General features: G+C 67.4%; 11 protein-coding genes. 9 read left to right on the forward strand and 2 right to left on the reverse strand.

From position 1 onward, the window contains the following. The 8 genes from LIW09_RS07180 to LIW09_RS07215 all read left to right on the forward strand — a co-directional run bounded on the left by LIW09_RS07180 (position 1) and on the right by LIW09_RS07215 (position 9,616). On the forward strand, positions 1–1,206 hold the full coding sequence (locus tag LIW09_RS07180; RefSeq protein WP_256644970.1) for a cupin domain-containing protein: 1,206 nt from the start codon (positions 1–3) through the stop codon (positions 1,204–1,206). Continuing rightward, complete coding sequence (locus LIW09_RS07185; protein WP_256644971.1) at positions 1,203–1,703, forward strand: DUF7931 domain-containing protein; 501 nt, start codon at positions 1,203–1,205, stop codon at positions 1,701–1,703. The genes LIW09_RS07180 and LIW09_RS07185 overlap by 4 nt, the downstream gene beginning before the upstream one ends. A 163-nt stretch (positions 1,704–1,866) precedes the next feature. After that, positions 1,867–4,701: a 2-oxoglutarate dehydrogenase E1 component gene (locus tag LIW09_RS07190; RefSeq protein ID WP_256644972.1), complete on the forward strand. Its 2,835-nt coding sequence runs from the start codon at positions 1,867–1,869 to the stop codon at positions 4,699–4,701. Between the two features lie 30 nt (positions 4,702–4,731). Beyond that, positions 4,732–5,913: a dihydrolipoyllysine-residue succinyltransferase gene (gene sucB / locus LIW09_RS07195; RefSeq protein WP_256644973.1), complete on the forward strand. Its 1,182-nt coding sequence runs from the start codon at positions 4,732–4,734 to the stop codon at positions 5,911–5,913. 57 nt (positions 5,914–5,970) lie between these two features. Then, entirely contained in the window at positions 5,971–7,401 is a 1,431-nt protein-coding gene (lpdA, locus tag LIW09_RS07200; RefSeq protein WP_256644974.1) for a dihydrolipoyl dehydrogenase, read from the forward strand. Positions 7,402–7,559: 158 nt separating this feature from the next. Further along, positions 7,560–8,171 carry an LOG family protein gene (locus tag LIW09_RS07205; RefSeq protein ID WP_256644975.1) on the forward strand — a complete coding sequence of 204 codons (612 nt, stop codon included), beginning with the start codon at positions 7,560–7,562 and terminating at the stop codon, positions 8,169–8,171. Then, a complete protein-coding gene (locus tag LIW09_RS07210; RefSeq protein ID WP_256644976.1) occupies positions 8,168–9,172 on the forward strand; it encodes a YhdH/YhfP family quinone oxidoreductase in 1,005 nt (334 codons plus the stop codon). Before LIW09_RS07205 ends, LIW09_RS07210 begins: the two co-directional genes overlap by 4 nt. Positions 9,173–9,235: 63 nt before the next feature. Further along, on the forward strand, positions 9,236–9,616 hold the full coding sequence (locus LIW09_RS07215; RefSeq protein WP_256644977.1) for a response regulator: 381 nt from the start codon (positions 9,236–9,238) through the stop codon (positions 9,614–9,616). A 36-nt stretch (positions 9,617–9,652) separates the two neighbouring features. On the opposite strand, the gene LIW09_RS07220 is transcribed toward LIW09_RS07215, so the two are convergent. After that, on the reverse strand, positions 9,653–10,555 hold the full coding sequence (locus LIW09_RS07220; protein ID WP_256644978.1) for a DnaJ C-terminal domain-containing protein: 903 nt from the start codon (positions 10,553–10,555) through the stop codon (positions 9,653–9,655). A gap of 94 nt (positions 10,556–10,649) precedes the next feature. On the opposite strand from LIW09_RS07220, the gene LIW09_RS07225 reads away from it, so the two are divergent. Then, positions 10,650–11,132 carry a peroxiredoxin gene (locus LIW09_RS07225; RefSeq protein ID WP_256644979.1) on the forward strand — a complete coding sequence of 161 codons (483 nt, stop codon included), beginning with the start codon at positions 10,650–10,652 and terminating at the stop codon, positions 11,130–11,132. Between the two features lie 4 nt (positions 11,133–11,136). Here LIW09_RS07225 and pbpC read toward each other — a convergent pair whose 3' ends face one another. Further along, complete coding sequence (gene pbpC / locus LIW09_RS07230; RefSeq protein ID WP_256644980.1) at positions 11,137–13,524, reverse strand: penicillin-binding protein 1C; 2,388 nt, start codon at positions 13,522–13,524, stop codon at positions 11,137–11,139. Positions 13,525–13,531 lie beyond the last annotated feature (7 nt).

Raw genomic sequence — 13,531 nt, forward strand, 5'->3', positions numbered from 1 at the left:
ATGCCGGCACGGGCGGCGCCTGCGAGTGTCATCCATGCCGCCAAGCACAGCCCGCTGGGCATGCCGCCCGCGCAGTTCTTGCGTGACTACTGGCAGCGGCATCCGCTGCTGATCCGCAACGCCCTGCCCGGCTTCACGTCCCCCATCGAACCCGACGACCTGGCCGGCCTGGCCTGCGAAGACGGCGTGCTGGCGCGGTTGATCGAGCACGACGCCGCCAGCGATGGCTGGCGCGTGCGCCACGGGCCGTTCGCCGAGGACGTGTTTCCCGGCCTGCCCGACCACGATTGGGTCCTGCAGGTGCAGGACGTGGACAAGTGGGACGCCGACATCCGCGCCCTGCTCGACCAGTTCACCTTCCTGCCGCGCTGGCGCATCGACGACATTGCGGCCAGCTTCGCTGCCCGTGGCGGTTCCGCCGGCGCACGCACGTCCCCTTGTGGCATGTTCCTGCTGCAAGCCACAGGCCGCAGCCGCTGGCAGATCGATGCAGCGCCGCAGCCCTCGACGGCACTGCGCGACGGCGTCGAACTCCCGCTGCTGCGCAATTTCCAGCCCAGCCACGACTGGCTGCTGGAACCCGGCGACCTGCTCTACCTGCCCCCCGGCATGCCGCATTGCGACCTGGCAGACGCGCACAGCCTGGCCTTTGCGGTGACGCTGTGCGCGCCCAGCGCGGCCGAACTGCTGGGTGACTACGCAGACACGCTGGCCGCCAGTGCCCCCGACGGCCTGCGCTACACCGACCCCGGGTTGGTCCTGCCGGAGGATGCCTGCGAGATCGACGACGCCGCGCTGCAGCGGGTGGACGCGACGCTGCAGCACTTGCGGATGGACGATCCCGACCAATTCGGCGACTGGTTCGGCGGCTTCATCACCAGCTACCGCAGCGGGCTGCTGCCGGTCGCAGGCCAAGCCCCGCCGTCACATGCCGCGGTGGAGCAGGTGCTGCTCGCGGGCAGGCACCTGCTGCACCACCCCTGGTCGCGCATGGCGTGGCGGCGAACCCGCCGCGATCCCGCCAGCGCGTGCCTGTATGCCGGCGGCACGACACACGCGCTCACCGTCGTCGACGCACGCCGGTTGGCTGCAGCGGACAGGATCGACGGCACGTTGTACGCTGCGCTTGACCAGGCCGGGCGCGACGCCGTCATTGCCCTGCTGGCGGCCGGTCACTACCACCTCGACACGGAGCCAGGCGCATGAGCCAGGAGCCAACCGCAGCGGACCCCATTCGCGTCCTCGACCACCCTGCTGGCGTCGATATCGCCACGCAAATCATTGCCGGCGCACGCCGCAAGCTGTGGATTCGCAGCCTGGATCTGGAGTCCTGGCTGTTTGACCAGCCGGGCCTGCTGGATGCCCTGCGCAACTTCGCGACCTCCGGGCGCGACGTGCAGGTGCAGGTCTTGCTGCACGATGCAGCCGCCCCGCAAAACACACACGCCAAGCTGCTGGACCTCGCGCAACGCATGCCCAGCGTGTTCCAGTTCCGCGAAGTGGATGAGCCGGCCTATCGGGAAGATCGCGCCGCGCTGATTGCCAACGATACCGGCGGCTATTACTTCCGGGCGCAGGGTGAGCGGCCCGAAGGCAGCGCCTGCCTCGACGCCCGCGCCCGGGTGCGGCAACTGCAACAGCGCTTTTCCGAAATCTGGGAGCGTTCCCGACCGGTATCTGAATACCGGGCATTGGGAATCTGAAATCAACGCGTTTTTGATCTGGATCGGATGTGCCGGCGTAACGCTGCGGCTATAATTCCGATTCTTTGCCTGCGCCCATTCAGTTTTGCCCCGCCGCCGACGTGACGCCGGTGCCGGAGCGGACGCCCCCACCCACCCCACCAGAAAGGTTGCTAGCCACGCCGTGGACAGTCTCCTCAAGCAGTTCGCACAATCCTCGCAGCTCGGCGCCAATGGCGCGTATATCGAAGATCTTTACGAGCAATTCCTTGTTGCGCCGGACAGCGTCGATCCCAAGTGGAAGCAGTATTTCGATGCCCTGAAGGGGCGTGAGGCCGGCGACATCCCGCATTCGGCCGTCATCCAGCACATCATCGAGGCAGGCCGCCAGGCGGCCCGTGGTGTGGCGACGGTCGCGGAAGGCACGAGCGACGAGCGCGAGCGCCACGTTGGCCGCCTGATCACCGCCTACCGTTCGCGTGGCCACCTCGGTGCGCACACCGATCCGCTGGGCCTGACCCCACCGCTGAACCCGCCGGACCTTGAACTGGCCTTCCACCAGCTGTCAGAACGTGATCTCGACAGCGAGTTCAGCACCGGTGGCGTGGGTGGTCACGCGCGGATGAAGCTGCGCGATCTGTACGCCCGCCTCAAAGCCACCTATACCGGCAGCATTGGCGCCGAGTTCATGCACATCACCGACTCCGAGCAGCGTCGTTGGGTGTATGAGCGGCTGGAGGCAGCGGCCGGCCACTATGGCCGCAGCAAGCAGGACAAGCTGCGCATCCTGGAGCGCCTGACCGCGGCAGAAGGGCTCGAGCGCTACCTGCACACCAAGTACGTGGGCCAGAAGCGCTTCTCGCTGGAAGGCGGCGACTCGCTGATCCCGCTGCTGGACGTCAGCATCCGCCGCGCGGGCCAGGCCGGAGTCAAGGACGTGGTGCTGGGCATGGCCCACCGTGGCCGCCTGAACGTGCTGGTCAATACCCTGGGCAAGCCGCCGCGCAAGCTGTTCGACGAGTTCGAGGGCAAGTTCGAGCACAACCGCGACGGTGACCACGCCCACACCGGCGACGTGAAGTACCACATGGGCTTCTCCGCCGACATCGCCACGCCCGGCGGCCCGCTGCATCTGGCGCTGGCGTTCAACCCCTCGCACCTGGAAATCGTGGACCCGGTGGTCGCCGGCAGCGTGCGCTCGCGCCAGCATCGCCGTGGCGACAGCGAGCGCAAGCAGGTCATGCCGGTGCTGATCCACGGAGACGCCGCGTTCGCGGGCCAGGGCGTGGTGATGGAGCTGCTGCAGATGTCGCAGGCGCGCGGCTTCCGCGTGGGTGGCACGCTGCACGTCGTGGTCAACAACCAGGTTGGTTTCACCACCAGCGCTGCCGAAGATGCCCGTTCCACGTTCTACTGCACCGACGTGGCCAAGATGGTCGGCGCCCCGGTGCTGCACGTGAACGGGGACGACCCGGAAGCGGTGGCGTTCGTGGCCGAACTGGCGTTCGACTTCCGCCAGCAGTTTGGCCGGGACGTGGTGGTGGACATCGTCTGCTACCGACGCCACGGCCACAACGAGGCTGACGAGCCGGCCGCAACCCAGCCGCTGATGTACCAGAAGATCCGCGCCATGAAGACCACGCGCGAGCTGTATGCAGCGCAGCTGGTCACCGAGGGCGTCCTGACCGCGGCCGATGCGCAAGCGCTGGTGGATGCCTACCGCGACAAGCTGGATGCCGGCGAGGTGACCACCGAGGTGGTCAAGGCCGAAGCCGATGCCCTCAGCGTGGACTGGACGCCGCATCTGGCCGGCAAACTGTCCGACCCGGTGGATACGCGATTCGACCGCAAGGCGCTCGGTGCGCTGGCCACCCGCATCACCACCATTCCGGGGACAGTGAAGCTGCATCCGCGCGTGGCCAAGATCTATGAAGACCGCCGCAAGATGACGGCCGGCGAACTGCCGGGCGACTGGGGCTTCGCCGAGAACCTGGCCTATGCCACCCTGCTGGAAGAAGGCTACCGCCTGCGCCTGGTCGGCCAGGACTGCGGCCGCGGCACCTTCTTCCATCGCCACGCGATCCTGCACGACCAGGCCACCGACAACTACTACCTGCCGCTGCGCGAGCTGGTGGAGAACCCGGAAGACGTCACCATCATCGATTCGCTGCTCAGCGAGGAAGCGGTGATGGCGTTCGAATACGGCTACTCCACCGCCGATCCGATGACCCTGGACATCTGGGAAGCGCAGTTCGGCGATTTCGCCAACGGCGCGCAGGTGGTCATCGACCAATTCGTCGCCGCCGGCGAAGCCAAGTGGGATCGCCTGTGCGGGCTGGCCCTGTACCTGCCGCACGGCTATGAAGGCCAGGGCCCTGAACACAGTTCGGCGCGCCTGGAACGCTTCCTGCAGCTGTGCGCGCTGGACAACATGGTGGTCTGCACGCCCACCACCCCGGCCCAGGACTACCACATGATCCGCCGGCAGATGCGCCAGAGCACGCGCAAGCCGTTGGTGGTGATGACGCCGAAATCGCTCCTCCGGCACAAGCTGGCGGTCTCGACGCTGGACGAACTCGCCGGCGGCGAATTCCAGCGGCTGATCCCGGACACGACCTCCAGCGCCAAGAAGGTCCGTCGCGTGGTGGTGTGTGCCGGCAAGGTCTATTACGACCTGCTGGAAGCGGCGCAAAAGCAGGACATCAAGGACGTTGCACTGGTTCGGGTGGAGCAGCTGTATCCGTTCCCGCGGCCGGAGCTCGTGGCCGAGCTGAAGCGCTTTGCATCCGCCACCGAAGTGATCTGGTGCCAGGAAGAGCCGCAGAACCAGGGCGCGTGGTACCAGATCCAGCACCACCTGCGCGCCTGCCTGCTGCCGAAGCAGTCGCTGAGTTATGCCGGTCGCCTGCGCTCGCCCTCGCCGGCTGCCGGCCACATGGCCGAGCACGTGGCCGAGCTGAACAAGCTGCTGGCCGACGCACTGACCAATCCCGTCGCCGTTGACATCGACGCCGACTAACCCCTCACTGCATTCCGACAGGACGCTTACATGACCATCGAAGTCAAAGTCCCGGTTCTTCCCGAATCCGTCTCCGACGCCACCATCGCCAGCTGGCACAAGAAAGCCGGCGACGCGGTGAAGCGCGACGAAAACCTGCTTGATCTTGAAACCGACAAGGTGGTGCTGGAAGTGCCCTCGCCGGTGGATGGCGTGCTCAAGGAAATCAAGTTCGAGGCCGGCTCGGTGGTCAACAGCCAGCAGGTCATTGCCGTGATCGAGGAAGGCGCCGTAGCCGCGGCGCCTGCTGCCGCCGCACCAGCCGCAGCCCCCGCAGCACCGGCAAAAGCCGCTGCGGCGTCGCCTGCGCCCGCTGCCGCATCCAGCGACCTTCCGCCCGGCGCCCGCTTCACCGCCACCACCAGCGGCGTCAATCCGGCCGACGTGGCCGGCACCGGCCGTCGCGGCATGGTCACCAAGGAAGACATCGTCAATTACGCCAGCGGCAAGACCGCCGGCGTGGCCTCCGGCGCGCGCCCGGAAGAACGCGTGCCGATGACCCGCATGCGTACCCGCATCGCCGAACGCCTGATGCAATCCAAGAATTCCATCGCCATGCTGACCTCGTTCAATGAGGTGAACCTGGCGAAGGTCATGCAGATGCGCAAGGAGCTGGGCGAGCAGTTCGAGAAGGCCAACGGCATCAAGCTGGGCTTCATGAGCTTCTTCGCCAAGGCGGCCGCCAACGCGCTGCAGAAGTACCCCGTGGTCAACGCCTCGGTGGATGGCAGCGACATCATCTATCACGGCTACGCCGACATCAGCGTGGCGGTCTCCACCGACAAGGGCCTGGTGACCCCGGTGCTGCGCAACGTCGAGCGCATGAGCTTTGCCGAGATCGAACAAGGCATCGCCACCTATGCCAAGCAGGCCCGCGAAGGCGGCCTGAAGCTGGAAGACCTGCAGGGCGGCACCTTCACCATCACCAACGGCGGCACGTTCGGGTCGCTGATGTCCACCCCGATCGTCAATCCGCCGCAGAGCGCGATCCTCGGCATGCACACCATCAAGGAACGCGCCATCGTCGAGAATGGCCAGGTCATCGCCGCGCCGATGATGTACATCGCGATCAGCTACGACCACCGCATCATCGACGGCAAGGACGCGGTGCTGTTCCTGGTGGACATCAAGAACCAGCTGGAAAACCCGCACCGGATGCTGCTTGGCATGTAACCGGCACGAAGCCCCGCGCAGCGGGGCTTCCTGTTTGCATACGAGGAACGATCTGCAATGAGCGAACAACAACAATTCGATGTCGTCGTGATCGGCGCCGGCCCCGCCGGCTACCACGCCGCCATCCGCGCCGCCCAGCTGGGCCTGAAGACCGCCTGCATCGATGCCGCGCTGGGCAAGGACGGCAAGCCCGCCCTCGGCGGCACCTGCCTGCGGGTGGGCTGCATCCCGTCCAAGGCGCTGCTGGATTCCAGCCGCCAGTTCTGGAACATGGGCCACATCTTCGACCAGCACGGCATCAGCTTCGACAAGCCTGCGATCGACGTGAAGAAGATGGTCGCCCGCAAGGACGGCATCGTGAAGCAGTTCACCGGCGGCATCGCGGCGCTGTTCAAGGCCAACAAGATCACCGCGTTCTACGGCTTCGGCCAGCTGCAGCCCGGCAACATCGTCAAGGTCAAGCAGCACGACGGCAGCGAAGTCGAGCTCAAGGGTACCAACGTCATCCTCGCCGCCGGCTCGGATTCCATCGAGCTGCCCTTTGCCAAGTTCGGCGAGCACATCATCGACAACGTCGGCGCGCTCGACCTGGAAGCCGTGCCGAAGCGCCTGGGCGTGATCGGCGCCGGCGTGATCGGCCTGGAGCTTGGCAGCGTGTGGAAGCGCCTGGGCGCCGAGGTCACCATTCTCGAAGGCCTGCCGAATTTCCTGGCCGCCGCCGATGGCGAAGTGGCCAAGGTCGCCGCGCGCGAGTTCAAGAAGCAGGGCCTGGACATCAAGCTGGGCTGCAAGTGCACCGCCACCGAGGTCAAGAAGGACGGCGTGCACATCCGCTACACCGACGACAAGGGCGCCGCGCAAGAGCTGGTGGTCGACAAGCTGCTGGTGGCCGTGGGCCGCCGCGCCGCCACCAAGGGCCTGCTGGCCGACGGCACCGGCGTCAGGATCAACGACCGCGGGCAGATTGAAGTCGATGCGCATTGCCACACCGGCGTGGACGGCGTGTGGGCGGTCGGCGACTGCGTGCGTGGGCCGATGCTGGCGCACAAGGGCTTCGAGGAAGGCATCGCGGTGGCCGAGCTGATCGCCGGCCTGCCCGGCCACGTCAACTTCGACACCATCCCGTGGGTGATCTACACCGAGCCGGAAATCGCCTGGGTCGGCAAGACCGAGGAGCAGCTGAAGGCCGACGGCATCCCGTACAAGGCCGGCAGCTTCCCGTTCGCGGCGGTTGGCCGCGCGGTGGCGATGGCCGAGCCGGCGGGCTTCGTGAAGGTGCTGGCGCATGCCGAAACCGACACCATCCTGGGCATGCACCTGGTCGGCGTGAACGTCTCCGAGCTGGTCCACGAAGGCGTGCTGGCGATGGAGTTCAAGGGCAGCGCCGACGATCTGGCGCGCATCTGCCACGCCCACCCGTCGCTGAGCGAAGCCGTGCACGACGCCGCGATGGCGGTGCACAAGCGGGCGATCCACAAGGCCAACTGATACGAAACAGCCGTCATCCCCGCGAAGGCGGGGATCCCGTTTTTGCCTTTGGTGAAAACGGAAGACGCTGGATTCCCGCCTTCGCGGGAATGACGAGCCAAGCATCAACGGCGTACTTCGGTGCGCCGTTTTCGTTGGCGCCGCGCGATAATCGGCGCATGAAAACTCTCTGCGTCTACTGCGGCTCCAACGCCGGCAACGATCCCATCTATGCCGCCCTCGCCCGCGCCCTCGGCGCGCGCCTGGCACAAGACGGCATTGCCCTCGTCTACGGCGGCGGCAACGTCGGTCTGATGGGCATCGTCGCCGACGCCGCGCTCGCCCATGGCGGTGAAGTGATCGGCGTGATCCCGCAGCAGCTGGTCGATTGGGAGGTGGCGCACAAGGACGTGACGCGGCTGGAAATCGTGGATTCCATGCATACCCGCAAGGCGCGCATGTTCGAACTGGCCGATGGCTTCATCGCCCTGCCCGGCGGCTTCGGCACGCTGGATGAAATGTTCGAGATGCTGACCTGGCGCCAACTTGGCCTCGGCAGGAAGCCCTGCGCATTCCTGGAAGTCAACGGTTTCTGGCAGCCGCTGATGGCGATGCTGGATACCATGGTGCGCGAACGCTTCCTGCATCCGGACCAGCGGCATGACATGTGGCACGGCGACGACATCGACACGCTGCTGGACTGGATGCGCGCCTATCAACCCGCGCAAGCGGAGAAATGGCTGGACGAAAAGCGCCGCAGCCAATTGAAATTGACTCCGGAGGACGCATGACCATCCCCGCAAGTTTCCGCGCCTTCCGCATCAACAGCGATGCCGCCGGCTACCGCAGCGGCATCGAGAGCGTGTCGCTGGGCGATCTCAATCCCGGCGAGGTGGTGGTCAAGACCGCCTACTCGTCGGTCAACTACAAGGACGCGCTGGCCGGCACCGGCACGGGCAAGATCCTGCGCCGCTTCCCGCTGGTCGGCGGCATCGATGTGGCCGGCCACGTGGTGGCGTCCACCAACCCCGCGTTCCGCGAGGGCGACGCCGTGCTGGTCACCGGCAGCGGCCTGTCGGAAACCCGCGACGGCGGCTATTCGGAATACGCGCGGCTGGACGCGCGCTGGGTGATCCCGCTGCCCGCCGGGCTGAGCCTGCGCGAAGCGATGATCCTCGGCACCGCCGGCTTCACCGCCGCGCTGGGCCTGCTGCGCATGACCGAGAACCGGCAGACGCCCGACCTCGGCCCGCTGGCCGTGACCGGCGCCACCGGCGGGGTCGGCTCGCTGGCCGTCGCGATCTTCCGCAAGGCCGGCTTCGAGGTGCACGCGATCAGCGGCAAGTTGGAGCATGCCGATTACCTGAAGTCGCTGGGCGCAAGCCAGGTGCTGGGCCGCGACGCACTATCGACGACGCGGCCGATGGACACCGCCCGCTTCGGCGGTGGCCTGGACAACGTCGGCGGGCCGATGCTCGCCGCGCTGCTGGCGCAGACCGCGCCCTACGGCAACGTCGCCAGCTGCGGCCTGGCGGCCTCGGCCGAGCTGCACGCCACGGTGATGCCCTTCATCATCCGCGGCGTCTCGCTGCTGGGCGTGGCCTCCGCCGGCACCGCACGCGACATTCGCCAAGAGGTTTGGCGGCGCCTCGCAAGCGCCTGGAAGCCGGACAACCTGGACGCCATCTGCACCCGCGAAGCCACGCCGGACGAGTTGCCGTCCGTGTTTGCCACGATGCTGGCCGGCGGCTCGCTGGGGCGCACCCTGGTACGCATCGGAAGCAGTGAATGACCCGCTTGCAGGCGGCTTGCAGGCGGCTACAATCGACACGCACAGACGGGAATCCCCAAGCACATGGCACGCATTCTGATCGTTGACGATTCACCTTCCCAGCTGATGAGCATTCGTCGCATCGTCGAGAAGCTCGGCCACGATGCGCTGACGGCCGAGGATGGCGCGGCCGGCGTTGAAGCCGCCAAGCGCGAGATCCCGGACCTGATCCTGATGGACGTGGTGATGCCGAACCTCAACGGCTTCCAGGCCACCCGTTCGATCACCCGCGAACCCACTACCAAGCACATCCCGGTGATCCTGGTGACCACCAAGGATCAGGACACCGACCGGGTCTGGGGCATGCGCCAAGGCGCCAAGGCCTATATCACCAAGCCGTTCAGCGAACCCGAGCTGGCCGAGCTGATCGGCCAGTATCTGGGCAGTGGGCCTCGCGCGGCGTAACCCGCGCCTGAGCCCTGCCTCAAGCGGCGCGGTTCCTCAACTGCGCCGCCAATCATCGCCAAACGCATCGCGCATTTTCGCGTAGGCCTTGCGCTGGGCGTCGTTGTGCGCCCTGGGTGCCAGAACTTCCAACTCCACGATCTGGTCGCCGTCGGCGGCACCGCCGCCGCCCGGCAAACCGCGCCCACGCAGGCGCAGCTTGCGGCCGGATTCGGAATCGGCCGGAATCTTCAATTCCACCGCGCCGCCCAAGGTCGGCACGCTGACCGTCGCGCCCAGCGCCGCTTCCCACGGCGCCACGGGCAGCACGTGGATGATGTTGCGGCCATCCACCTCGAACTGCGGATCGGCCGCGTATTCCACTTCCAGCAACAGATCCCGACCGCCGTTGCCCTGCCTGGCAAGGCGGATCACCTGCCCCGGCCGCACGCCTTTGGGTACCCGCACGTCCAGCGTCTTCCCGCTCACCGCGATGCGCACGCTGTTGCCGGCATAGACCGCCTGCAGCGGAACCGCCAGCTTGGCCCGCGTGTCGCCGGCCGGCTGGCCACCGCGCGTGCCGCCATTCGCGCGGCCGCGCCCGAACATGTTTTCGAAGAAGTCGGAGAAGCCACCACCTGCCCCGCCGCCGGCGAAAATCTCATCGAAATCGAAATCCGGTTGCCCACCCTGGCCGCGGCCAAACCCGCCGGGAGGCGGCCGGATCTCGTCGCCCGGCCGATAGCCGCCCGCGCGCAGCTGGTCATAGGCCTTGCGCTTGGCCGGGTCGCGCAGCGCCTCGAAGGCCTCGTTGATCTCCTTGAACTTGTCCTCGGCGCCCTTTTCCTTGCTGACGTCGGGATGGTACTTGCGCGCCAGCCGCCGATAGGCGGTCTTGATCTCGGCCTCGCCCGCGCTGGGTTCGACGCCGAGAATGCCGTAGTAATCCTTGAACTCCATGTCTGCTCCAACGCGCGATTGCTGCCCACATTATCCGATGCCGGCGGCCAGCAGGTTTAGACTCAACCGACTTTCGTGACATAAGGCGCCATCGATGACGATTCAACTCGGCGATCGCATTCCCGAAGCAGTGCTGCAGTACATCGAGCACGGCGTCCACCGGATCGACACGAACACCTTGTTCGACGGCAAGAAGGTGGTGCTGTTCGCGGTTCCCGGCGCCTTCACCCCGACCTGCTCCGAGCGCCATCTGCCGGGCTTTGTCGCGAATTTCGATGCGTTCCATTCGCGCGGCATCCTGGTCGCCTGCATGGCGGTCAACGATCCCTTCGTGATGCAGGCCTGGGGCAACAGCCAGAACGTGCCTGACGGACTGCGCATGTTGTCCGACGGCAATGCCGGCTTCACCCGCGCACTGGGCCTGGAGATGGATGCCAGCGGCTACGGCATGGGCATGCGCAGCAAGCGCTTTGCCCTGTACGCCGAAAACGGCGTGGTGCGCGGGTTGTGGGTGGAGGAGCCGGGCGAGTTCCGGGTGTCCTCGGCCGAGCACGTGCTGGCCAACCTGCCCGGCTGACGGCTTAGTCGAGGATCGCGAAACGCAGGCTGTCCCACGCGCCGCTGTCGGCCAGCGCGGTCAGGTCGTGCCGGCCCGGTTCGGAAAACTCGCGCTGCAGCGGCTGCGCGCCCGCGCTTTCGCCAATCCAGCGCCCATCCAGCAGCCACTGCACGCGGCCACGCGCGCCCACCGCGCGCAGGGCCAACTTCACCCCACCGGCTTGCCCGGGCGGGCGCAGCAGGCTGGCTCCCGCGTTGACGCCCGAGATATGCAACGTCTCCAGCGCCGTGCGGCCATCATCGGCGCAGTCCGGCGCCAGTGCAGGCAGGCTGGCCGCCTCTCGCCACGCATTTGGCAGCCACGGCGACAACAGCGCCGGCCAACGGGCAATCCGGCGGGGCTGCGCCACGTGCGCGGCCGTGCAGTCCGCAGACAGGCGCAACCCGCTGATTGCATCCACCTCGAACCGTTCCACGCCCGCGCCCCACAGCCGCGCTTCACGCTCGGGGAAGGTGGGCGGCACCACGCCGTCCAGCGTCCATGCCTTCATCCGCTTCTTGCACAGCGTCAATGGCTGCGCCTCGGCGGCGATGCCCAGCGGCCAGCAAATCGCGGTTTCGGCGACACTGGCCGGCATCGGAATGCGAACGGCGTCACCCGGCACGCGCGGCAGGCTGTCGATCACCTCCAACAGCAGCGGCAGCGCGGTCACTGCGCCATATTGGCCGGGCAATGGCGTGCCGTCAGGCCGCCCCACCCACACGCCCACGCTGTAGCGCGGCGTGGCGCCGATTGCCCAGGCATCGCGATAGCCGTAGCTGGTGCCGGTTTTCCATGCCACCTGCGGCCGGCGGCCGGTGTCGAACAACTCGGCGCTTTCACCCGGGCGCGCATTGCCCGCCAGGATCTCGCGCACGATCCACGCCGCCCCCGGCGACAGCAGCCTGCGCTCGATCCGCGGCGCGTCCGGCGTGAAGCGCACATGCCCGGCGATCCCGCCCCGCTGCAGCGCGGCGAACGTGCCCACCAGATCTTCCAATCGCGCGCCGGTGCCGCCCAGGATCATCGACAAATTGGGCGCCGCACCACGCGGGAATTTCAGTGCCAGCCCCGCGTGCTGCAGTCGCGCGGCGAAGCGCGCGGCCCCCACCCGTTCCAGCACATCCACCGCCGGCACGTTGAGTGACTGGCGCAGCGCCTCGGCGGCGCCGACAGGTCCGCTGAACGCGGTATCGAAGTTGCCGGGACGGTAACCGCCCGCAAATGACTGCGGCGCATCCACCAACAGGCTTTCCGAGTGGATCAAGCCGTCATCCAGGGCCATGCCGTACAGGAATGGCTTGAGGGTGGAGCCGGGCGAGCGCCACGCCTGCACCATGTCCACGTGGCCCAACCGCGCCTTGTCGGCAAATGCCACCGAACCCACGTACGCACGCACCTCCAGGCTGGCGTTGTCCACCACCAGCAGCGCGGCCGACGTGCGCGGCGGCAGGCTGGAGAAATAACTGGTGACGCGCTCCTCCAGCGCCCGCTGCAATGAGGCATCCAGCGTGGTGACGATGCGCGCGGCCTTGGGCTGGGCGGCATGCAGCCGGCGCGCCAGCAAGGCGGCGGTCATCGGGTTGCGCAGCCGGCGCGACACCACGGGTTCGATGCGCGCATCCGCCACCTGCACAGGTGTCCACACGCCGAGTGCAGCCATCCGTGCCAGCAATTTGTCGCGCGCAAGCTGCGCCGCCGCAGGCTCGCGGTCCGGGCGCAGCCGGCTTGGCGATTGCGGAAGCACCGCCAGCAGCGCCGCCTCCGCATGCGACAGGCGCGACGCCGGCTTGCCCAAATAGGCCCAGCTGGCGGCTTCCACGCCTTCGATGGTGCCGCCGAAGGGCGCGCGCTCAAGATACAGGGTCAGAATCTCGCGCTTGGACAGGTGCACTTCCAGCTGCAGCGCGCGCAGCAGCTGCCGCAGCTTGCCCAGCGGGCTGCGCGTGCGTGCGCCGTGCAAGCCGGGGTCGATGATTCGCGCCACTTGCATGGTCAGGGTGGAGCCACCCGAGACGATGTGGCGGCTGCCCGCCATCTGCCCTGCCGCACGCAGCAACGCCACCGGATTGATGCCGGGATGACGCCAGAACCAGCGATCTTCGTAACCCAGCAAGGCCTGCAAATACAGCGGCGAAACCGAGTCCACCGTGGCCGGATAGCGCCACACGCCGCGCGCATCGGCGAATGCCCGCAGCGGGCTGCCGTCGCGAGCGGTCACCACGGTGGCTGAATCGCGTGCCTTCGGCAGCGGCAGGGGAAAGGCGCAGTCGAGAACCAGCAACGCCAACAGCAGTGCGACCGTTCCCCACCGCAGCCACGGCAACAGGCGTTTGCATGGCCCCGTCAGCCCCGGGAGATCGCGATTCACATCGCGT

Source organism: Thermomonas paludicola (assembly GCF_024498955.1).
In the GTDB taxonomy this organism is placed as follows: Bacteria; Pseudomonadota; Gammaproteobacteria; order Xanthomonadales; family Xanthomonadaceae; genus Thermomonas; species Thermomonas paludicola.